Below are 23,447 nucleotides of genomic sequence, written 5' to 3'. Positions count from 1 at the left end.
TCACCAGAACCAGGCAACGCCTTCACCCCGACTAATGATCTACTTAAAGCCACACTTATCAATTCTGCAGTAGATATGGGTACAGCGAATATACCCAATAATGATGAAGGGTGGGGTCGACTGCTTCTCGATAACGCCCTATATTTCGCCGGCGATCAAAGAGAATTACGTATTGCAGAACATGACGGAATAAACACCAACGATAGTGTAATCTACACCTATAACGTGGACAACAACGCTGAACCGCTTGAGATTGTTCTTGTCTGGTCCGATATCGGAGGAGCCGTCAATGCAAACCCGGCGATCGTCAACGACCTCGATCTCACGGTGAACTCCCCCACTGGAGAAACATACTACGGTAATGTCTTTTCCGGTGGACAGTCGACAACCGGCGGCAGTTATGATCGTCTCAATACAGTAGAATGTGTCCGCAGAAACACACCGGCGACAGGAAACTATACAATAACGGTCAAAGGATACAATGTTCCCAATGGACCGCAACATTTCGCCCTCTGTTTAACCGGTTGTTTCTCGCCGATCGGGGTCAAAGAGAATGAAGGAAATCCGTCTCCACGAAGCTGGTTCAATGTCACCCCTGTGGGAGAAAACGCCCGCATCAAATTTTCTATAAATAAAAAACAGTCCGTGAAAGTCGACGTCTATGATGTTTCAGGTCGTAATGTCACGACACTCGTGAACAATGAACTGTCGGCGGGTGAACATAATATCTCCTGGGAGACAAACCGCATCCCGCCGGGAATTTACTTCATCATTATTTCATCCGATGAAATCAATCTCTCCCGGAAATTCATCTTGATAAAATAGTAATGACGATTATCTTCCTGGTAGGCCTTGGGATAATAAATATTCCCAAGGCCTACTTTACCACCAACTTCAACGGTAATATTAGACCGTGTTGTCCCGGGGTGCCGGGTGGGCTCACCCGTTGCGCCTATATTCTCCAGAATAAAGAAGGATTAAAAGTCGATATCGGTAATTACCTGACCGGAATGGTGGAGTATGATACGGTGTTCTTGAAAATCCTGGATGAAGCAGGATATGATGCCCTGGGTATCGGAGACAGAGAAAGCAACCTTCTTACAGAAATCAAAAAACTACACCTGAAAACCCCCATGGTATCCGTGGATTGCAAAATCGTCCCGTCTTTTTTTATAAAAACCTTCAAGGACAAAAAAATTCTTTACACTTCCACACACACCGTTCTGGCAGACAATTTTTTCGAGAATAAAGCGGAATACTATATTGTTTCGACGACCGACAGATCGCTGTTGAAGCGATTGAAAAAATTCCGGAAAGATAATCTGTTCATCGTGGCACCCTTTGAATCCCTGGAGACTGTATCCGACCATATCGTCCCCGTCAAGACGGGCTATATTACAATGTTGGATTTAGCAGACGGAACATTCGAATATCTGCCGATAAAGCATGAGGGGCCTGAACACAGTCGACTCGCCCGTATGGCTGATGAAATTCTGTCCCAGGGCAAAAGGCCTGCTTTAGCATTGGAAATATTCTACAAAAAGGAAACCCCCGCCGTACTCGACAGTATCACCTCTTTACTTTCACCCATATATAATCTGCAGATAATTAAACACGACATTGCAACCGAAGGCGAAACGGTTTTATCCCGCATCAGCCGGTCGTTCGGCGTGCCTCAAAAAGTCCCCTTGATATATATTTCCAGGTATAATATGGTCATTGAAAACAATCAATTCTCGAAATTTCTGGAGTTCATTAAAAAGCCGCAAACAATTACGGTAATCATTCCTGAAGGATGTAAAAATTGCGGACGGATAAAATACCTCCTGTCATCAATAAAAAAAGAATTTCCGTTATTGACTGTCGAGTGGGTTGAAAAGAAAACAGCGGATACCGTTGTAATAATCGCTGATAACGAATATCCTGTCGCAGGAATCAGCCATGAGAAACTTGCAAAGATCATAGCAAAGGAAATATGGAAGGCATTACAAAATTTCTGAAAAAGCTCGAATCCCAGAGCCTCAAGAACACCTTTTTGATCATCTTCGCCTGGATATTCGTAAGGGTCTTCTTTGAAGGAATATTCGAAGCCGCCCACACCATCGGTTACCTGCCGTTTTCATATAAGGCGATCGTGCTCTACTTCATCCATTATCCTTCATTCTATCTTTCACTCTTTCTTCTGCTTGTCATCATCACTTCGCTGGTCAACGGTCTTAAAATAGATGATGTCACCAAAACCTTTTCCTTCGGTTTCGGTATTATCATCCTGGTTCCGCTCATTGACTGGATTATCGGCGGCGGTTACGCGATCACCTATCCCCTCCGTATCGGACCATATCTCATTAACAGTCTGAACCCGTTCGTCTCCATAACAGAATACGGCGGTTCTCCTGGCCAGCGGATAATCTTTTTCCTGATCTGTTTGATGATTTCGCTCTATCTCTTTTTTAAAAAAAGAAGAATCTTATTATCGATACTTACCTTCTTCATCACCTATTTTACCATCATCATATTCGGAGGTTTGCCTACGATCATCGCAGCTGACAGACCTGAAGATGTATATATCACCGGAGGGATATTATATTCGGATACACAAAAATTCGCCGCAATATTTTTGCTCCTGCTGGTAATCACTTCAATGCTTTATTACTATCTTATCGATAAAAAGAAATTTAAACTGATTCTGTCGTCTTTACGGCCTGAACGGGCGCTCTTTTACGGCGGTCTCGGCTTATTCGGACTTCTCCTATCCCTGCATCAAGCCGGAGTCACGGTAAAAGGACAATTTCCCTTTCTATTTGATAAACTGGGAATCGTAATAATCTGGCTCAGCCTTGCCTTCGGTTTCCAGGGTGCAGCGTCAATAAACGACTTCTTCGACAGGGATGGCGACGAACTCACAAGACACCACAACCCGCTTATCAAAGGTCTTGCACCCGATTACTATCTATTGTGGACGATCGTTATTACGTGCCTTTCATTCATCCTTGCACTGACGATCAGTTTTGTCTCATTCCTTATTATGTTCACCCTGATTGCAATCAGTATATTATATTCTGTCCCGCCGGTCCGTTTAAAACGGATACCGATAATATCAAGTTTTGTGCTTGCTGTTGCTGCGGTCCTTGCCATGGGAATCGGGTATTCCATAATAACCGGTACCAAAGCACTCAATAAAATACCCCATTCAATATTAGTACCGACAATCATCGGAATAACACTCGGTTTCATCGCCAAGGATATTCAGGATATTCCCGGTGACAAAAAAGCCGGGGTCATAACCATCCCCGCCTTATTGACCCGACAAAATGGAGGAGAATTAATCCGTTTACCCATCGGATTAATTATCGGGTCATCATATCTGGTCTACGCCCTGTTTATCCCCCGCTTGTTTGTCGGTGCGATTATATTTTCAACAACGACGCTTCTTTACACCGTCTTTGCAAAGGAACTGAAAGAGTGGTTCTATTTCTTAATGCTCTATCTCTTCGGAGCTTACCTCATCTTTATGCTTTCGTATCTTCCTGTACTTAAATAGAATATCAGCGCCTGAACTTTTTTATACCTTCTTCGTAAAGGTCTCCACCGTGTGCATCATTGGCGACGATCACCGGAAAATCTTCAACTTCGAGTTCTCTTATCGCCTCTGTTCCCAGATCTTCATAAGCGATGATCTTCACGGCTTTGATGTTTTTGGAAATCAACGCAGCCGCCCCGCCGGTTGCGGCGAAGTACACTGCTTTGTGCTCTTTCATCGCATCACGCACTTCTTTGGAACGAACCCCTTTTCCAATCATCCCTTTAAGTCCCATCTTAATCAAAAGAGGCGCATACGGGTCCATTCTATATGAGGTCGTGGGGCCTGCCGGGCCGATTACATAGCCGGGTTTCGCCGGAGCCGGTCCCACATAATATATTATCTGTCCTTTAATCTCAATCGGCAGAGCTTCACCTTTGGTGGCGAGTTCATAAAGTCTTTTGTGGGCGGCATCCCTGCCGGTCAAAATCTTACCGCTCAGCAGTACACTATCACCTATCTTGAGTTTTACAACATCCTCGTCGGTCAGGGGTGTCTTTAATCTAATTGGTTCAGCCATATTACCTCCTTATATAACGGCGCTTTTATGTCGAGCGGCATGGCAATTTGTATTAACCGCGACCGGAAATGAAGCGATGTGTCGTGGATGCACCTCGATGAATACATCGAGTGCCGTGGTTCTACCGCCGAGTCCCATCGGTCCGATTCCCAAACTGTTTATTCTCTCGAGCAGTTCACGTTCGACGTCCGCATAAAAAGGATCAGGATGGCGCTGTCCGATATCACGCAGAAGGGCTTTTTTCGCCAAAAAGGCGACATGTTCAAAAGTGCCTCCGATTCCGACGCCGATGACCGTGGGTGGACACGGGTTCGAGCTCGAACGCATCACACGGTCCACGACGAAGTTTTTGACGCCTTCAATGCCGTCAGCCGGTTTCATCATCTTTACTTCACTCATATTTTCACTGCCGCCGCCTTTCGGCGCCACGGTGATTTTAATCTTATCCCCGGGGACGAATGTCGTATGCACGATCGGCGGGGTGTTGTCGCCGGTGTTTTTACCACGGACCGGATCGGCGACTATTGATTTCCGCAGATAACCGTCTGTATACCCCTTACTCACTCCATCTTTGATCGCATTGAATAGATTCCCTTTGACGAAAACCTCTTCGCCGAGTTCGACAAAGACCACGGCAAAACCGCAATCCTGACAGATCGGAATCTTCTCCGTCTTTGCAATCTCGGCGTTCTTAAGCAGTTGATTCAGTATATTCTTTCCTGCCTCTGATTCTTCTTTTGTAAGTGCTTGTTTCAGGGCGTTCACGACATCATCACCCAGAAAATAGTTCGCTTCCATGCAGAGACGGGCGACTGTATCAACTATCGTGTTATATTCAATCTCCCTCATCAAACCTCCTTTTAGTTATGTCTTTTGAATGAATATTTTTGTTTACTTGGTCGGATTGAGCAGATAAATCGATGTATCTATCGGAAGATCTTCCTTCTTTATTTCAAATTCTCCGTCTACTCTCTTGACCTCTTTATCTTTAATGTAATCATCTATCCCGGCGATGGGAAAACCGCATTTCTCCGTCTTGAAGTGCATGGGGATAACGACCTTCGGTTTCAAAAGAGCAATGACTTCATCGGCTGCAGCGGCGTCGATCGTGAAATAACCTCCCACCGGAACAAGAAGGACGTCGACATTACCTATTTTATCCACATCCCCGGAACTCAGTTTATGACCGAGGTCACCAAGATGTACAACATTCATACCGTCGATCTCCATATTAAAAACCGTATTCTTGCCGCGTTCTTTGCCGCCGCTTTCATCATGGAAGAACTCCACCCCTTTAATCTTTATGCCTTTGACATCCTGAGCTCCCGCACCTCTGACAAAAACAGGAGCACCGTTTATATCCGTTTCATTATGGTCGTCATGTTCATGGGAAATCGTCACGATGTCGGCTTCTTCAGTAATCTTGTCGTATTTTATTCCGCCGTCAAAACAGCCGGGTTTATAAGGGTCAGTGATGATTCTTACGCCGTTCTCCGATGTGATTAAAAACGATGCATGGCCGAAAAATTTTATCTTCATAACAACTCCTTTCCTACAAAACCGTATTCCTTATTATTTTATTTCCTTCTGATCTTTAAAAGACACAGAACAATTCCGCCGAAAAGAATCACACTGGTGATTATCAACATTATCCATGCGGAAAAAGGCATTATTCTCTCCTCTTCATTTTATATAGGATTACCGCCGCGGTGATGAAAACGATCAAAACAAGCCAGCCGCCGAGGAATTCAGCAAGACGGGAATAGCCGCCGTATGACTCTTTCACCCGCTCTACAACATTGGTTATAAAGAGAATTCCGACCACAAGAGGGGTGAGATATTTAATACAAAAATCCCACCAGGAGCCGATTGTGAAATCCGATTTACTGTTGGCGTATTCCCGAAGTTCCCGATGATTATAAAACCAGCCGATTGCGATACACTGCAATAGACCGACGACCAGCAGGCCGTAATTGTTCATAAAGTAATCCACGATATCAAGCCAGTACAGACCGCTTCTCGTTGTATAAAGTATACCGATAAACAGCGCGATGATTCCAAAGCCGATATTTACATGGACTCTTTTCAATTTGAATTTGTCAATGATCGAAGCGGCGCCCGCCTCAACCAAGGAAAAGGCCGAATCAATACCCAGGGTGAGCAGCATAAGGAAGAACAGAATTCCGAATATACTGCCGGCAAAAGGAAGCATACTGATGATCGTCGGATAAGTGACAAATGCAAGGTGAGGACCGGACTTCACCACTTCTGACACCGGTAAACCGGTCTGCTGGGCGTAGTATCCGAGCACTGAGAATACTGCAAAACCTCCGACAAAAGAAGTGGCGTTGTTGGCGAAACTGACCAGGAATGCGTTGTTCACGACGTCCGCCTTTTCCGGCAGGAAACTCGCATAGGTTATCTGCACACCGAACCCGATCGTCAGTGAAAAGAAGACCTGGGAATAGGCGGCAAGCCATACCTTATAATTAAGAAGGGCGTTAAATTGGGGCGTGAGATAATATTTCAATCCTTCAAGTGCTCCGGGCAGTGTAATCCCCCTGACCACCAGTACGATGAGAATCAACCAGGGAATAGTGACTGTGAAATAGACGACCTTTCCAACTGTTTTCGGACCTTTCCATATCGCGGCGATCACGAATATCCAGGTCAATACAAGTCCCAGGACAATCAACCACTGGACACCGCCGACCTGCATGGGTGATTCGGACAATTTCAAAAATTGATTAAAGAAAAATGTCTGTGTATCCTGTCCCCATGCGAAATTAAACGAAAAACCGAGGTAATTGAAACACCAGCCCATCACCACGGCGTAATAAGTGACGATACCGAACCCGATAAGCAGAGCGAACCAGCCTAAAACCTCAAAGCCCTTCTTGATACTGCCGAGGGCAATCGGCGCCGGCTTTGAAATCCTGTGTCCTAAAGAAAATTCGAGAATCATTAAAGGAATACCTGCGGTCAGCAATGCAATAAGATAGGGAATTAAAAATGCGCCTCCTCCGTTCGCATAACATACATATGGGAAGCGCCAGATATTACCCAGACCGATTGCTGAACCTATGGATGCAAGAATAAAGGAAGTTCTACTTTCCCATATATCGCGCATAGGCAATTATATCCACGATCATCGCCCTGTCAAGAATCACAATGGGGTCAGATCTTCTTTGAACTTCAAATCTCCCCTTACAACCGGTTCTTGAGTCACATCCAAGGCGTGACAAGCACCGATTATCTATTCATCGGGCAGCATGGTTCTGCCTTCAAATGTAACAATCCCCTGCCCTCCGAACGTCACCTTCATTATCTGATTCTTCAACGTATGGACATGAACATAAACCTTACCGGGCCGTTGCATTGCATATCCCTGTTCAATGATGATCCGTGTGGTCTCCTCAATCGGGACGATACGGTTCTGAATAAAATAGCAACCCAGACCGGCGCTCGCCGCTCCGGAAACAGGGTCTTCATTGATGCCGACCGCAGGTGCGAAATGGCGCATATGCGCTGTGTTGTCTTTCTCCATCGTCTCAAAACAATAGACCACGACGCCGGTCATATGGAAACGGTCGCAATAACTTTTCATAAGTGGAAAATTGGGTGTAATATTTAACAGGGTATCACAATTGTCGACCGGTACGATGATATCCGTACTTCCGGACAGCGCGACCACTCCGAGCGGAAATTTACTGTCGATGATGTTGACCGGCGGGATGCTGAGTGATCTCGCAATCTGCTTTATATCAAGGGGAACACTGATGAACTGCGGCTGAGGTAAAGATACCGTAACCCGCTGGATCTTCTTCTCTTTCACCCTCAACTCGATATGCTGCACCCCGGCTTTTGTCTTCTGCCGTACCAGGGTGATCGGCTCGGTCAGTTTGAAAAAACTTTCTCCTTCAACACCGAGATACGCAGCGATCGTCCCGTGTCCGGAAAAACTGATCTCTTCCAGCTGGCTGAAAAAACGCAGGGAAACATCAACACCCTCCTTCTCAGGAAAGACAAAAACAGTATCTGAAAGAGGATTCAATTCACTCGCCAGCTTTATAAGCTTCTTTTCGCTCTCCGTCTTATCCGCACCGGTGACCACCCATGCAGGATTCCCTGCATATGGTTTGTCGGTGAAGGTGCTGATTCTTCTCGTCGTCAACCATTTCATATTTTGTTCCTTTTAAACTTCTTTCTTTAATAATCGCATACGCCTGCGGCACATCCAGTGCGATAATCTCCGGCACTGTGTTCAAGTGCCTGTCTTTTCTTACTGCCGTAGCGATAGATGGTGATTCCCTTGCACTTCAACTTGTGCGCCAGGAGAAAGACCGAACGTGTGTGTTCAAGGGTCGCGTCATAAGGAAGATTAATGGTCTTACTCACCGCATTGTCGACATATTTCTGGAACACCGCCTGCATCCTGATATGGAAATCAGGAGTGATGTCGTGCGCCGTCGGAAAGAGCCGCCTCAGCTCTTCAGGAATATCCGAATTCTTCTGGATCGAACCTTCCCGCACGATTCGGGACATCAACTCAGTCGAATAAACCCCCTTCTTTCTGGCGATCTCTTCGAACATCGGATTTATGACCAGCAGGGTGGTATCCAGGGCGTGACGCAGGTATCCCACCGAGAATAAAGGCTCAATTCCTGAAGAAACGTCTGCAATGGTGCTGATCGAACCGGTAGGTGCGATTGAAGTCACTGTAGCATTTCTCATGGGTCCCTTGTTTTTAAAAACAGATTTGTCGATATTAGGGAAAGAACCCCTTTTCTCTCCAAGTACGGTGGATGCTTCCCGTGCTGCATTCTGAATAAAGCTCATAAGTTCTTCGGCGAAATTCAATGCCTCCTGGGAATTGTAGGGGATATTCATCTTAATCAAACAATCGGCAAATCCCATAACGCCCAGACCGATCTTTCTGTTCGCCTTTGTAATCTTCTCCACTTCAGGAAGAGGATAATGATTGACATCAATCACATTATCGAGGAAATGTATTGCCGTCTCCACCGTCTCTTTCAATTTTTTGTAATCAAAATTCCCGCCGGAAAAACATTTAACCAGATTTATTGAACCGAGATTACATGCCTCAAAAGGCAGAAGCGGCACTTCTCCGCAGGGATTCGTCGCTTCAATCAACCCCGACTCTGCTACGGGGTGCCTGCGGTTGACTTCATCGATATAAATCATTCCGGGATCACCGCTCTTCCAGGCGTTGATTACAATCAGTTCAAATACATCGCGTGCATTCAATACCTTAACCACCTTCCCGGTTCTTGGATTGATCAACTCATAACTCTGATTATTTATCGCCCGTGAAATAAAATCATCGGTGACCGCTACCGAGATGTTAAAGTTACTCAGCTCATCCTCCTGTTCTTTCGCCCTTATGAACTCGATGATATCCGGATGATGAACAGAAAGAACCGCCATATTTGCACCGCGACGCATACCGCCCTGTTTTATTATCTCGGTGGCACGATCAAAAATTTTTATGAAAGAAAGCGGACCCGAAGCAACACCCATTGTTGATTTAACGAGGTCACCGGCTGGTCTGATGCGGGAAAATGAAAATCCTGTGCCTCCTCCAGACTGATGGATCAGGGCGGCGTTCTTCAACGTCTCAAAGATGCTGACCAATGAATCTTCTATGGGCAGAACAAAGCAGGCGGACAACTGTCCCAGATTTGTACCGGCGTTCATCAAGGTAGGTGAGTTCGGTAAGAACTCCAGATTCGCCATGATGCCGTAAAAACGCTCTTCACTCTCCCTGCTGTCCGCACCATAGTTGGCGTCGGCCTGGGCAACGGCATGTGCCACCCTTTGAAACATTTCGGCGGGGGATTCAATCTTACCTGTACGGGCGTCTCTCCGTAAATATCTCGCTTCTAAAATCCGCAGACTATTCAAAGGTAGTTTCAAGGTATCTTTTATGCCGAGAATCTCCTTTTCCATACGTAAAGAAGCACGGCGCTGGCGGTAGAGTATATACGCTTTGGCGGTGTTGTGTTTCTCGTGTCTGATAAGTTCCTGTTCCACAACATCCTGGATGTCTTCAACCGTCGGTTTCAACAAACCGAATCTCCTCTTCAACTCATCAATTACCGCATCACCGATAGGTTTGGCAAGTGCAGGGTCTTCTCCTGTCGCCTTCAATGCCTTTTCAATCGCCGTGTAAATCTTTTCCGGCGAAAAATCCACTACCGTGCCGTCGCGTTTTATGACTTTCTCCATTATTCAATTATACCATAGAGAAATAGATTGTCAACTGTAAATACAAAATCGAATCATCCTATTGACTCCATTGATTTTTGGAATAAACTAATGCATGCGTTTTATTCTTCCTGAAATCAAGGAACTGATAGCCGGCAAAAAGAAACGGGTGATAAAAAAGGTCGCATCATATTTCGAACCCGCCGACATCGCCGATATCTGGCAGGAATTGACCCTGGATGAACAACTGACTCTCTTCAACGCGGTCGACACCAAATTCGCCGCCGACATCTTTGAATTCCTGAAAGAAGATCAGATGATCGAACTGCTCAATGTAATCTCCGCTGAGAAGAAAAAAGAAATATTGAATGAAATGTCTCCTGATGACCGAACCGACCTCTTTGCAATCCTGCCCGAAGAAGAAACCGCAAAACTCATCCCCCTTCTGGAAGAAGAAGAACAATTAAGAGCCCGCGAACTGCTCGCCTACAAACAGAATACCGCCGGCGGTCTTATGACCACCGACTTCATCACCGTACCTGAAGATGTAAAGATCGGTTATGTGCTGAGGGAACTGAGGCAAAAAGCGAAAGACATCGACTTCATCCAGAATATCTATGTCGTCGATAAGGTGGGACGGTTGAAAGGAATCATTCCTTTGAAGGATCTTTTGACGGCGACTCCCCAGAAAAAGGTCGAAAAAGTGATGGACAGTTCATTCATCAGCGTGGGTCTGGATATGGACCAGGAAGAGGTCGCGCATATCTTTGAAAAATACGATGAACCCGCCCTGCCTGTACTGGATAAACTGGGAAGAATTAAAGGAGTGATCACCGTCGACGATGTACTCGACGTGATTCAGGAAGAAGCGAGTGAAGACATCTACCATTTCGGTGCCGCCGGAGTCACTGAAGAGTATCTATCAGCCAATCCCCTGCACGTCGCCCAGAAAAGGGTCATCTGGCTGATCATTCTCGCCCTTGCCGGGTTTATCTCAGGAAGTGTGCTCGAACATTATTCATTCTTATTATCGAGCATCGTCACCCTCAGTTTTTTCATTCCGATATTAATGAATACAAGCGGCAGCGCCGGCACTCAGGCGGCGACGGTCGTTGTGCGCGGCCTCGCCACCGGTGAAATAAAGCTGTCCGACGTATGGCAGGTGGTCAGAAAAGAATTCCTTATCGGTATACTAATGGGGATAATCGCCGGAGTCATAACCGCACTGCGTGCAGTGCTCCTCCAGGGCGACGTGATGCTCGGTTTCACCGTCGCGGTCGCCATGATCATCGCGATCGTCATCGCAACATCACTCGGCGGAGTCCTTCCGATCTTATTCAAAAGGGCGGGCGTTGATCCGGCGTTGATGTCCGGACCGTTGATCGCCACGATACTCGATACGACCACCCTCCTTATATATTTCAATGTAACGATGCTCTTATTGTGGCGGTTTAAATGAAGATTGAAAAGATCGTCATATACACCACTTTCCCTGATTTAAAGACCGCAAAGCATATAATAAACGGGCTGGTTAAAGAGAAGCTCGCCGCCTGCGGAAATATCTTCAAGTTGCAGTCGATCTTCACCTGGCAGGAAAAGATCGAAGAGGAGAGTGAATACGGAGCTTTCATCAAAACCAGGAAATCGCATTATAAAAAGGTCGAGCAATATATCAAGGACAACCATCCCTATGAAGTTCCGGAAATAATATCCTGGGGTATTCAAAACGGTTTAGATGCTTATCTTGACTGGGTGGAAAAAGAGACTGCAGATTAAAAGATTTTAATCACGCCGCAGAATTTAAAAAATAAAAAGGGGCGGCAAAGCCGCCCCTTAAAACCGTCTTCATCCATTATTCGGAGAAATGAGGATAGTTCGCAATATTCTGGTAGGCGTAAGTAATGGTAACTGTATAATTGAGTGTATCATCGAGTGCATCGACATGGATCTTCACATAATTGCCGTCCTGGGTCTTGGCGATAACAAGATCACCTTCGATCACGGCAACATAGTTCGCCGAAGGTTCAGAGGTCACCTCACTGACATCATCAAAGTCATACTGACCGAGATTGACGAAATCGGTGTTGCGTGAGTTGGTGCCGTATGTTGAATGATGATCCGGTGAAGAGAATGCGGTCGTATCGTCAGGCGCGGTGCCCCAGAAATCAACCCACATGTCGGCGCCGCCGTTTGCCATTGCTGAGTCAGCCATAATCGTGCCGTCGGAAAATTTGATCGCGCAGGAATCATCAGGTGCAGAGTTGTTTCTCTCCAATTTTACGGTAACCGTGAATTCCGGACGAGGTGACGCCTCGACAAAAGGTGTCGTGGCATTATAACTGCCGACCTTGTCATCGACATTGACTGTTCTCACCTGGATGTAGTAGACTGTATCCTGGCTCAAACCGTCGATCGTGTAGGAGTTGCCGGTGATGACGGTGGCATTGTCCTTGTTCAAATCTTCGCCGTCTTCAACAAGTAGTTCTGTGGAATCTGTGGCGACATAGACATTATAACCGCTGAAATCTCCGTCATTCTCGACTGTCGTATCCGCCGCCCAGGTGACGGTAACCGATGTTGCATCCATTACGACCTTTGTAATCTCAGGACCGTCGAACACGGTAGCACCGCCGCAACCGATAATAAAGAGGGCGGCGATCGCAATAGCACTCAATAACAACTTCTTCATTTTTCTCTCCTTTCTTTATAACAAACCCATCTTTCAATCTTCTGTCAAAGATTGAAAAACCTATCACAATTATTTATTCCAGCCATCACCTCCTTTATCTCAAGATATTCTGTGCAATTATAGTGATAATATCCAATTTGTCAAGGGCTCATTGCACTGACTCCTCTCCACTTTTTTCGTTTTTATTTAAAGACCCTTCTTCTCCGTCATTCCTTCGTTACACTCAGGACAACATCTGAGTTTGCCTTCTTTCTCTGTCATTCTGAGTGAAACGAAGAATCTTTATCAGTCATTAGTCATTGAGATTCTTCAGTCGTCTGCTTGAGGCAGACTCCTTCAGAATGACAAAAGAACGGGTGGAGGGATGATAAAAAAATGGAGAGGAGTCAGCTCATTGCAAGCGTGAACACACCTCGGTTACACTTTTAGAAAACTCGGAAAATCCAGGATCGGCTAAGAGAACCTGATCCTCAATCTATCCCGCTCCACATAGGACAATCTTATACGGGAGAGGAACTCCAAAAACCCCTCAATATCCAGTGTCGAATAATGGTCTTCAATCTGATATTTTACAGGAAGATCATAAAAATATGCTCCACTGCCCAGGGCGTCTTCAAGACGGCTGATATTCCTTTTGATCACTATTTTTATCGATTCCACCTTTGGCAAAGGAAACCTGTCATCCACCGTTTGAAATGCCTTCAACAGAAAAACTCTACCGTCGATATCAACGGCGTCGATCCCCTCTTCATATAGTGCCTCGGCGGTGATGAACCCGTACAGACTTCCGAAAAGATGCAGAATATAGGTATTTGAACCGTCCGATGAAAAAGGAAATTCCAGTAGCGGCAATTCGGGAAAGAGCTTCTTCTTCAAAAGAGGAGAAAGCAGATAATTGTAATTGCCCTCCCCTTTTCCTTCAAATATCTTTACGGCTCCGTCCATATCACCGAGCAGTCTTGCATATATCTTCTTTTTCTTGTCCCGCACCCTGACCGTTTCCCAGCAGCGCCCGCCGAGTATAAATCTTTTTTTCACATAAAAGACCCGTCCGATCAATTCATCGGTCTCGAGATTGAATACGTCAAACTCACCGAATGAAATCTCCGCGATATTGGAATGAATCTTTCCCCGCTCTATCTTCTTCTCCATTTTCGATGAATCATAATAAATACCGGGCCGTCCTTCCTGAACCTTCCCATCCTTAAGGAGTCTTTGAAAAACAGCTCTAATCTGCTCTTTCGTAAAGATCGGCTCCAGAACATTGTACAAACTTCTGATTGTCGTACCGATGCGCCGACGTTGATAAAGATAAGAATAGATCTGCTGGGGGATGACCGAAAGCGAAACCCGGTACTGTCTGTCGAACAACCTGCCGCTCCAGGCGCACTCAAAAAAGGTTTCGAACAACAACTTTTCCCAGGCGTCGGTGTAAACGCCGATGGCGAACAATCTGTCGGTCCGGCGGTTGCCCCGTCCGATCCTCTGCAACAGGGACGAAACATCATAGGGCGGACGATAAAGAACAACGCAATCAATGTCTCCGATATCAATGCCCAGCTCCAGTGTCGAGGTGGCGCAGAGAACAGCCCTCTCACTCCTGTTCATCTCCTCTTCCACCTCTTCACGACGTAATTTCTGTAAACTGGCGTGGTGGACAAAAACAGCGTTTTGAAAAGGAGGACGGTTCAAACGTCGTGAAAAAATCTCGGCGAGGCTCCGGGCATTGAAAAAAACAAGAATCTTCTTGAATCCCCTTTTCTTTACAATCTCAAAAAATTTTCCGGTGAATTCTTTACCCGATATCAAATCATATTCAATCTCACGCCGCTGTTTTAATAAACACACCTTCGGAGAATCAAAGTAACGCTCTCCTATGTGTAAGTCATCAATCGTTGCGGAAAGGGCGCAATAGTGCAGTTCTTTACGTATCCTGCGCAGTCGATTCAAAAGTACCCTCAACTGATCGCCGCGCGGCGTATTGTCAAGCAGATGTATTTCATCGAGGACGACCGCATAAAGGTCGAGAAAAATCCTGGGACGCCGTGTCAAAAGAGAATCGAATGACTCCGGGGTGGTCAAAAGAATCTGAGGGAGATTCTTATAATCCAGGGTCGGCCGATCACCGGTCTTTCTGCCGAGCGTCAACCCTGAGTATTCAACCGGAGAAAACAACCTCTTAAACAGATCATTCACCAACGCCCGGGTGGGAGATATGTACAATATTTTTAGAACCCCTCTCAAGGGGGTTGAATCGTCCCTGAATAGATTCTCAATAAGCGGAGCAATCACCGCCTCGGTCTTACCGCTCGCCGCCGGCGAAATCACGACCGTGTTTTCGCACGCCAAAATATGGGGAATAACCAGTTCCTGGATCGGCAAAAATTTACCGAAGCGGCTGAAAAAAGGATGCCAGGTCCTGGTCAGTCTGGCTTTGATCTCCTGACCGTTCATCGTTTCAATCTCAGCCAGTCAAACGCCTCCACGGAAAATTTGATGAACTCCCGCAACTCCCCTTCCCCTCTGTGCAGTGCGGCACTGAAGATATTCTCCCGCTGTCCTCTATCAAGCGAAAACCAGGGATAAGCACACCTGTAAACCTTTATCAGATTGTCAAATATCACCTCGTACTCCGCCTTGCTGAATCTGCGTAGAAAAAAACCTTTTTTGATTAAATTGATGACGTTCTCGATACTTCGAATACCCTGCACAGGGGTCATTGCAAGAATGAGAAAGATATGGGATTCTTTGTATAAATACGGTGTAGGTCTCACCTGATTGTGCACCAGATGTGTATCAATCCGTTTGAAGGTTTTCGTATCAAACGCCGCATGGATGAGTCCCTCAAGAAAACTCAATCCTCTGCTGTATGCCGCATAGTTCCAGATATGGGTGATGGTTTCAACCTCATCAAGGATGATGACGAGTCCTCCCAATCCTGCTCTATTTATCAGAAAACTGAGACCGGTCAGGAGATAAGAATAAAAATCACCCGCCGTCGAAAAATCATAAAGGGCGGGAATCTTCTGCGCCCCGCGTATCCTGAAAGGAGCATCGGGTGTAACAGCGTAATTCTTGGTCGACTCACCCTCAACCCACTGCCAGAAGACTTCACTCTCTAAGGAACCATGATCGATCTCCTTTATTTTCTTTAAAAGGGGAGTGAAGAAACAGTGGTCATCAATTTTGAATCTGCTCACCATCCGCAGTAGATCGCGGAAACAATATTCGCGTCCCTTTCTGATGTAACGCAGATTATGGATGAGTTCACGATAGACACGTTTGGGTCTGAAAAGAGGCGTCTCCTGGGTGCTCAACTCACAGTATGTCGTGACATATCCCTGTTTCAAGGAAAGATGGCGGGCATATTCCAGAAGATGGGTCTTCCCTGAACCATATGAACCTTCAATCAAAAAAACATCTCCCTTACCGTTCTTTAATCCCCTTAAAGATTGTTTTATCTCGTTGATTTCATAAGCCCGGCCGAAAGTGAAGTACTCGATATCCTGATGGGGCACGACCCCTAAGCGGAACGCCTCGAGCAGCCGCTTGCAGGAAACCCGGTCCAGATTGATATCAGAAGCTGGAATCTGTTTAAGCCATTTCGACGGCAACCACAAACAGAGGCCGCTGCGGAATTTCACCTGGGTTTCTTCTTCATCCCAGCGTGTCGCGACGACGACCCCCTCTCCGAAAACAGGATGTGCTACAAATTCAGAATTCTTGCCTTTCAACCTCTTCTCTTTCTTTTTCAGAAAGCATCTTTATCGTGGAACGGAGTATCCGCTGTGCCTCATCGCGGCCGATCATCTTATTTTTATCACGGAGATGCTGGAACGCCTCGATTATTCCGACGACGAATATCCGACGGTAACTGATATCCAGAGACTGCAACTCCAGGGCGGTGTGAATCATATTGTTGATCGTTCCATTAAGAAGACCGCTGTCGAATTCGAAATCATACGCACACTCGAATATCCAGGAAAGTTTCATACCGAGACGCTCAAGAAATTCTTCGGCACCCACCCCGATCTTTTCAAGATTAATCTTGACCCCCATCGGATTTATCTTTGTAAAACTGGAACGCAGCCGCTGTTTAAGGGCTTCATAAACACCGCCGCTTCCTTCAAGGAGCAGATTTTCATCAGGTACGGCGTAAAAGAACATCGCACCGGGCAGCCGTGAATTACCACACTCGTCGACCAGTTGACGCAGATTATCGAGCGCCCGTCTTTTATCACGCGTCGAAGAAATACTCATCCCCCTTTCCGCTTCGTCAAAGAGAAAGATGAGCCCTGAATAGCCTGTTGCATTAATGAACTGAACCAGACTGCGCAGCATTCTGAAAGCGGTGCTGCGGTCGATGCGTTCGGAAATCCGATGGCGCAGCCTGACATCCCGTTGAACATCTTCCCCCTTCAACCACTGCACGATCGCCAGAAACTCATCTTCATCATCGGTGCGGAGACTCAGGTACGCCGCCTTAAGGGCGTTGGTGAAACTGGAACTCTCCAGGTTCTTTCTCTTCAAAAACATATCCTCTGTTCCTTCAAGGTTTTTAAAACGCTCTCTCAGTAAAGCACCGATTCCCCTGTCCGTCTGTTTCAAAAAATCTCCTCCTGACGGCGGTGTTATATTGGCGGCGATCTTTTTATAAACAAGTTCCAGACGGTCAAAAGGACATTCAGTCGGGCTCAAACTTACATAGGAAGTCACATAATTATGGCGCCAGGCGAGTTCCCGAATCAAGTAGAGAAAGTGTGTCTTACCCCCGCCGTAATTACCGGTGATCAATTTAAAAGAAGACAGATTATACTTCAACATATCAGTAAGATACTCTTTTTCTATCACCTCGAGATACGATTCCAGCCCCACACTGAAATGTTCAATACCGAACTCCGGAGGCGTCCCGAAGCTGCCCAGGCTGTGTATGATCATCTTCGCCAATCTCGGTTCTAATCTCTTCTCAGCCATATTTTATAAAATTTAAACCTCCATCTCTTTATCGAAAGAGAGATAAGAATAATGGGTCCCTTCACCATCTTCACTCTCCAGTATCCAGAAAGAATGTTTCTTGTCAACTGTAGCATCAAATGTCGCAACATGAAATCTCAATCCTCTTTCCAGTAAACCGCTTTTCTTTAAAAGATAAAGAATAAAACTCAGTTTCACCCTTGGATATTCTTTGAAATTATTCTTCCTCGGATCAACAAAGAATTTTTCAGACTGTTTTATTATGACATATTCACTCAGAACCCGGGTAATCAGCAATCGCTCACCAAACGGTTTATCAACCAATTTAAGCATCCGCCTGTACGCCTTATACAGGTCTTTGAATATCTGATCGGGGGTTGATTTCACATTACGCAGTTCTCTATCAAACCCCTGAATCGTCTTAAAAATACTCTCCGGTTGAAGAGGAATGCCGGATTTTATCTTTTCGATCTCCGGACCGAAAAAGAGAACGGCTTCACCGAACTGAAAATCAATCTTGACGGTATAGAAACCGATTCGAACAAGCGGATACTGCCCCCTGAGTTTCTTCCCTTCCCGGGAAAACAGGGCATTAAGTTCCTGGGCGAATTTAATCCTGAAATCCTCCTTATGTTCCTCAAGTCTTTTCTCCTCATGCTCCAACCAGGTGATGAGCCTGTTTTTTAAATCCATATCCGGAAACTTCTTTATCAACCCCTCGATCTCGATGAGCTTTTTCCCCAGAAGATAAGCGTTCTCCACCGGTTTTTCAAGCAGTTTTTCATATTCTTTGAAAAATTTTACAAGCCTGTTCGAGTTTCTGCCCAGTATTTTAAACGGCTCAATCATTTCCTGCATCATAAATTATAGCCTGCAACAGAGTTCTGTCAAGACACCTCTTGACTGTCCTCTCCACTTTTCTTATAGTGTCAGCAGAACTGATTGAGGTGATATTTGTCATTCTAAAGGAGTCTGCCCGAGGCAGACGACTGAAGAATCTCAATGACTAACGACTGATAAAGATTCTTCGTCCGCCTGCGGCGGACTCAGAATGACAGGAGAGATGGGGAAACGGAGAATGGGAGAAATGGAGAGCGGGCGAGGGATGAAAAAAGTGGAGAGGAGTCAGAACTTCGTCTTAAATCAAAAATAGATCTTACCCAAATTAATTTTAGATTACTGCAAGAAAAAGTAGTTTTTTAATCATTCTTCATCCTCAAGGAAATGATTATAATTCTTTCGATATGTAGCGAATTAGGGTTATATCTTGAATCTCTCACCGAGGTAAAGTCGCCTTGCCTTGGGGTCGTTTATCAAGGTCTCGGCGTCGCCCGACAACAGAACCTCGGCATCGTAGATAAGATACGCCCGGTCTGTTATCTCGAGCGTCTCCCTGACATTGTGGTCTGAAATAAGAATGCCTATCCCCTTTTTCTTCAAATTCAATATCAATTCCTGTAATTCGGCACGTGATATCGGATCGATGCCGGTAAAAGGTTCATCGAGCAGCAGAAATTTGGGATTGGTGATCAGTGCCCGGGCGATCTCAACCCGCCTTCTCTCTCCACCCGAAAGGGTGTATGCCTTCTGCTTTTTGAGTTGGAGAAGATTAAAATACTTCAACAATTCATCGGTCTTCTCCTCGGCAGTTCTGCGGTCGAAGCCGAGTATTTCATAAATCGCAATCAAATTCTCATCCACCCGCAGTTTTCTGAAGACGCTCGGCTCCTGGCACAAAAAAGAGATACCCCGACGTGCTCTCTTATACATCGGCAGTTCAGTGATGTCCAGTTCATCAAGAAAGATACTGCCGCTGTTCGGTCTTAAAAGTCCGACAATCATATTAAAGGTCGTGGTCTTTCCCGCACCGTTGGGACCGAGTAATCCCACAACCTCGCCTTCGTTTATCTCCAGGTTCACCCTGTCGACGACCAGTCTGCGTCCGAAAAATTTCGTCAATTCCTTAGTCAACAGCATCTTCTTCGGCTCTCAGGGTAAGAACACCCTTTGGTTTACCCTCCACGATTATCTTTGACGCCCTGTCTTCTTTGAAGAGAATGCGGATTCTTTCTCCCTCCACGACATTCTTTGTTCCTTCTTCAGTGTAATATTTTGACCAGCCGTTCTCCACACTGAAAAAATCAAGTTTCTGCGACTTCATTCGAAATTCACCCGTTTCACCGTATAATTCATTTTTCTTCTCAAAAACACAGGGCTTCACCATTCTACCGGAATGTTCCTTGAGATTGTAGTACATCGTATCACAATATACCGTGATGCTGTCGATTATCGTCACGACTGAATCAATACCCTGAAAAAGGTTGTCACCGCTGTCCAGTCTGAATTCCCGGGCGTTGATCTTTATCGGCTCCTTCTCTTCCCTGAGTATCTCCAATCGAGGCTCTCCAAGCAGATATCCCTCATCATTCTTCAAATCATAAGCACCCCTGTTTCCGTATCCTATCAGATCATTCTTCCTGTCTTCTAATTTAATCTCTCCGAAGAATTCAATCAGGCCGGCGGCGCCGTCATAATACAACGAATCCGAATGAATCAGTTCATCATTCTTCGTCTCCAGAGAAACACCGCCGCTCAAGTATCCTTTCCTTTCCTTGAAATCATACCTCGCCGAACTCGACTGAATGACGCCGTTCTTATCGCTGATATCAACGTCCCCCTGCAGAAGAACATAGTTCCGGCTTTCATAAAGATGGGCTTCTCTGCAGGTTATGCGGGTTACCGTATCTTCAAAAACCACATTGCCGACAAGATGTACGATGCTTTCGTTATCTTCTTTAATGATCTCCACCCTGTCTGCCGAGAATGGAGTGAGATGGAATAAAAGGAGCAAAAATATCATTTATTGATGTCAGGCAACTTAATCGGAGATACACCTTTCGCCGTCCCGAGTATCTCGATCTTTTCCAGATAAGGATCGGCACGGAGGCCGTTGCCTTCGATGACCGTGCCGTCCTGCTTCAGTATCTTCACCTTACAATCAGTGATAATCCGCTGTGAATCATTCAGCCAGAACAGTGAATCCGTAAAAAGTTTCGTTGAATCATTCGTGAAAACAGAGACACTGTCACCGACAAGAATATTATGGGTTCTGGTGTTAAGTATCCCCCCCGGTGCATAGAGGACTGAAAATTCCACTTCATCTTTATTGAAAAATCTGATTCTCACACTGTCGACGTTTATGACCTCGTCATAGACCTTTGCATTCTTCGCTTCAAGAATCCACATCTTCTTTCCCTGTTTTGTCTCGGTGAGTGAAAAATTCTCCAAAGATATCTTGGGGATATCCGGCTCCAGGGTTTCGGGCAACTTTCCTTCCTCACATCCCAGCAGGACGATGCCCGCTAAAAAACAAAAACATAATATGCTCTTCTTTCCTCGTTCATTCATATTAATCACCCCTCCACTCTTGATTTATAAAACCAGACATAATCAAAAGGATGCTCTTTCACGAGCCGATCCAGATCACATCCGATCTCCAGAATTCCGCTGCCGTTCTTACGATAAGCGGCGAAAGGTATCAAAGGTGCATTGCATATACGACTCAATTTCTCCACCCGGCTGAACTTCGAATAAAAATTGTTACCGTCGACCAGTATGCCGAGAACTCCTCCGTCCTTTAGAAACTTCACTATCCGGGCGGCATCATCTCTGTAAAATATCTTCACACCGCAGGTACTGCGGAATCTGTATAAAAATCTGTCGACGGCGCGGGTGAAAAAATTCTTCCTGTCACTGCTGTATCTGTTGACGACGACACCGACATTATAACCCAAACGCCTCAGCGCACGGGGCATCGATTCCCATACTCCGAAATGGAATGAATACAAAATAGAACCCCTCTGGATGTCATCGACCCGACCTTTTATCTTCAACCTCCCCTTACGCAGCATAAAACCGACATTGCGTCCCACATTATAGAGATTCCTGAAATACCCTGAGCCTATCCGTTCCCGGAAATATCTACGCCTTTCTCTGTTCCACCAGTAGAGTAAAAAAAGGCTCAAAAGCACAAATGCTTCTGAAAAAAAATACATCAAAGATTTTCTAATGAAGATTTTATAAAATGGTAGAATATCGGATTCGGCGCCAGTGGTCTTGATGTAAATTCGGGATGGAACTGAGTACCGATAAAGAACGGATGTCCCGAAATCTCCGCGATCTCCATCAATTTACCATTCGGCGACCTTCCAGAGAAGATCAACCCCTTTGCCGTCAGGGCTTTGATATACTTAGGATTCACCTCATAGCGGTGACGATGCCTTTCCTGAATTTCGCTCTTGGCATATATCTTCCGGGCAAGAGAACGGGCTTCCAAACGACAGGGCCAATTCCCCAATCTCATTGTTCCACCCATATTTTTGATTCTCCGCTGTCCCGGTAACAGATCGATGACCGGGTATGCCGTATTATCATCGAATTCAGTTGAATTCGCACCTTTCATACCGCAGACGTTTCTTGCATACTCTATCACCAGACACTGCATACCGAGGCATATTCCGAGAAAAGGTTTTTTGTTCTCACGCGCATATTTCACGATTCTGATCTTCCCCTCGACGCCGCGCATTCCAAAGCCGCCGGGGACGAGTATTCCGTTGACCATAGCCAGGGCGTTTTCAAGGGCGATCTCGTCTTCAATCCTGTCTGTATCGATCCATTTCAATTTCAGTCGGGCATCATTCGCCACTGCAGCGTGGTAGAGCGCTTCCATAATACTTTTGTATGCATCCCTCAGTTCGACGTATTTACCGCAAACGGCGATCTCCACAACCTTTGATGGAGATTTTGCACGTTGGACAAAAAGCTCCCACTCGGTAAGGTCTGGTTCATCCCTTTCAATACCGAGCCCGGATAAAATCATCTGATCGAGCTTCTGCTGGTGGAAGATGAGTGGAATTTCATAAATACACTCAACATCAATGGCGTCGATGACGTTATTCACCGGCACATTACAAAACAGAGAAATCTTCTTGCGCTCATCAGCGGTAAGCCAGGAATCACTTCTGCACAACAGAATATCCGGTTGAATGCCGATCGCCCGCAGTTCACGGACCGAATGCTGGGTCGGTTTTGTCTTGAATTCACGCGCCGCCTTGATATAAGGAACCAATGTCAAGTGGATATACATTGTATTTTCCTTGCCGTAATCAAGCCTCATCTGCCTTACGGCTTCAAGAAACGGCTGGCCTTCGATATCACCGACCGTACCGCCTATCTCCGTAATCACGACATCGACATTATTGCCTTCGGCGAGTTTGGTTATCCGTGATTTTATCTCATCCGTGATATGGGGGACCACCTGAACCGTCTTCCCCAGATATTCACCGCGCCGTTCCTTGGAGATCACAGTAAAATAAATCTGTCCGGGGGTGATATTATTCTCTTTTGTCAATGACTCATTTAAAAATCTTTCATAATGACCAAGGTCCAGATCACAC

Annotated in this window: 22 protein-coding genes; 5 read left to right on the top strand and 17 right to left on the bottom strand. The window is 45.8% G+C overall.

Translation table 11 applies throughout. The features are described 5' to 3' along the window. The 3 genes from ENI34_00275 to ENI34_00265 form a co-directional block, all read left to right on the top strand. Positions 1-825, top strand: an 825-nt coding sequence (locus ENI34_00275) for a T9SS type A sorting domain-containing protein (protein HEC77561.1), incomplete at its 5' end; no start/stop codon positions are given. 2 nt (positions 826-827) lie between these two features. Next, positions 828-2,000, top strand: a complete 1,173-nt coding sequence (locus ENI34_00270) for a hypothetical protein (protein HEC77560.1) — start codon at positions 828-830, stop codon at positions 1,998-2,000. Next, complete coding sequence (locus ENI34_00265) at positions 1,976-3,541, top strand: hypothetical protein (GenBank protein ID HEC77559.1); 1,566 nt, start codon at positions 1,976-1,978, stop codon at positions 3,539-3,541. Before ENI34_00270 ends, ENI34_00265 begins: the two co-directional genes overlap by 25 nt. Positions 3,542-3,545: 4 nt before the next feature. On the opposite strand, the gene ENI34_00260 is transcribed toward ENI34_00265, so the two are convergent. From ENI34_00260 to ENI34_00230, 7 genes are all read right to left on the bottom strand, one after another. Beyond that, positions 3,546-4,100: a Fe-S-containing hydro-lyase gene (locus tag ENI34_00260; protein HEC77558.1), complete on the bottom strand. Its 555-nt coding sequence runs from the start codon at positions 4,098-4,100 to the stop codon at positions 3,546-3,548. A 9-nt stretch (positions 4,101-4,109) separates the two neighbouring features. After that, positions 4,110-4,949 carry a fumarate hydratase gene (locus ENI34_00255; protein ID HEC77557.1) on the bottom strand — a complete coding sequence of 280 codons (840 nt, stop codon included), beginning with the start codon at positions 4,947-4,949 and terminating at the stop codon, positions 4,110-4,112. Between the two features lie 42 nt (positions 4,950-4,991). Next, entirely contained in the window at positions 4,992-5,639 is a 648-nt protein-coding gene (locus ENI34_00250; protein ID HEC77556.1) for an MBL fold metallo-hydrolase, read from the bottom strand. Between the two features lie 38 nt (positions 5,640-5,677). Further along, positions 5,678-5,770: a MetS family NSS transporter small subunit gene (locus tag ENI34_00245; protein HEC77555.1), complete on the bottom strand. Its 93-nt coding sequence runs from the start codon at positions 5,768-5,770 to the stop codon at positions 5,678-5,680. Continuing rightward, positions 5,770-7,230, bottom strand: a complete 1,461-nt coding sequence (locus ENI34_00240) for a sodium-dependent transporter (protein HEC77554.1) — start codon at positions 7,228-7,230, stop codon at positions 5,770-5,772. Before ENI34_00240 ends, ENI34_00245 begins: the two co-directional genes overlap by 1 nt. Positions 7,231-7,356: 126 nt before the next feature. Next, positions 7,357-8,283: a PhzF family phenazine biosynthesis protein gene (locus ENI34_00235; protein HEC77553.1), complete on the bottom strand. Its 927-nt coding sequence runs from the start codon at positions 8,281-8,283 to the stop codon at positions 7,357-7,359. A 26-nt stretch (positions 8,284-8,309) separates the two neighbouring features. Next, positions 8,310-10,349, bottom strand: a complete 2,040-nt coding sequence (locus tag ENI34_00230; protein HEC77552.1) for an adenosylcobalamin-dependent ribonucleoside-diphosphate reductase — start codon at positions 10,347-10,349, stop codon at positions 8,310-8,312. 94 nt (positions 10,350-10,443) lie between these two features. On the opposite strand from ENI34_00230, the gene mgtE reads away from it, so the two are divergent. Beyond that, positions 10,444-11,787, top strand: coding sequence for a magnesium transporter (gene mgtE / locus ENI34_00225; protein ID HEC77551.1), 1,344 nt, complete (start codon positions 10,444-10,446; stop codon positions 11,785-11,787). Beyond that, complete coding sequence (locus tag ENI34_00220) at positions 11,784-12,104, top strand: divalent-cation tolerance protein CutA (GenBank protein ID HEC77550.1); 321 nt, start codon at positions 11,784-11,786, stop codon at positions 12,102-12,104. The genes mgtE and ENI34_00220 overlap by 4 nt, the downstream gene beginning before the upstream one ends. Positions 12,105-12,180: 76 nt before the next feature. Here ENI34_00220 and ENI34_00215 read toward each other — a convergent pair whose 3' ends face one another. From ENI34_00215 to ENI34_00170, 10 genes are all read right to left on the bottom strand, one after another. Next, positions 12,181-13,017 carry a fibronectin type III domain-containing protein gene (locus ENI34_00215; protein HEC77549.1) on the bottom strand — a complete coding sequence of 279 codons (837 nt, stop codon included), beginning with the start codon at positions 13,015-13,017 and terminating at the stop codon, positions 12,181-12,183. A 453-nt stretch (positions 13,018-13,470) separates the two neighbouring features. Further along, positions 13,471-15,471 (bottom strand): DEAD/DEAH box helicase, encoded by a 2,001-nt coding sequence (locus ENI34_00210; protein ID HEC77548.1) that lies wholly within the window; start codon positions 15,469-15,471, stop codon positions 13,471-13,473. Continuing rightward, positions 15,468-16,772, bottom strand: coding sequence for a hypothetical protein (locus tag ENI34_00205; protein ID HEC77547.1), 1,305 nt, complete (start codon positions 16,770-16,772; stop codon positions 15,468-15,470). Before ENI34_00205 ends, ENI34_00210 begins: the two co-directional genes overlap by 4 nt. Then, positions 16,732-17,991 carry a hypothetical protein gene (locus ENI34_00200; GenBank protein ID HEC77546.1) on the bottom strand — a complete coding sequence of 420 codons (1,260 nt, stop codon included), beginning with the start codon at positions 17,989-17,991 and terminating at the stop codon, positions 16,732-16,734. Before ENI34_00200 ends, ENI34_00205 begins: the two co-directional genes overlap by 41 nt. 12 nt (positions 17,992-18,003) lie before the next feature. Next, entirely contained in the window at positions 18,004-18,849 is an 846-nt protein-coding gene (locus tag ENI34_00195; GenBank protein HEC77545.1) for a hypothetical protein, read from the bottom strand. A 402-nt stretch (positions 18,850-19,251) separates the two neighbouring features. Continuing rightward, positions 19,252-19,968: an LPS export ABC transporter ATP-binding protein gene (gene lptB / locus ENI34_00190; GenBank protein HEC77544.1), complete on the bottom strand. Its 717-nt coding sequence runs from the start codon at positions 19,966-19,968 to the stop codon at positions 19,252-19,254. After that, positions 19,955-20,851 (bottom strand): hypothetical protein, encoded by an 897-nt coding sequence (locus tag ENI34_00185; protein ID HEC77543.1) that lies wholly within the window; start codon positions 20,849-20,851, stop codon positions 19,955-19,957. Before ENI34_00185 ends, lptB begins: the two co-directional genes overlap by 14 nt. Then, complete coding sequence (lptC, locus tag ENI34_00180; GenBank protein HEC77542.1) at positions 20,848-21,399, bottom strand: LPS export ABC transporter periplasmic protein LptC; 552 nt, start codon at positions 21,397-21,399, stop codon at positions 20,848-20,850. Before lptC ends, ENI34_00185 begins: the two co-directional genes overlap by 4 nt. Positions 21,400-21,404: 5 nt before the next feature. Then, entirely contained in the window at positions 21,405-22,046 is a 642-nt protein-coding gene (locus ENI34_00175) for a hypothetical protein (protein HEC77541.1), read from the bottom strand. Beyond that, positions 22,046-23,447 (bottom strand): CTP synthase (locus tag ENI34_00170; protein ID HEC77540.1); only part of this gene is annotated, 1,402 nt, incomplete at its 5' end. The genes ENI34_00175 and ENI34_00170, both read right to left, overlap by 1 nt.

The sequence above is a fragment of the candidate division WOR-3 bacterium genome (assembly GCA_011052815.1).
Taxonomy (GTDB): Bacteria; Hydrothermota; Tepidihabitantia; order SM23-42; family SM23-42; genus DRIG01.
The sequence above is the reverse complement of the archived record's forward strand: the minus strand, read 5'-3'. Positions and strand labels throughout refer to the sequence as shown.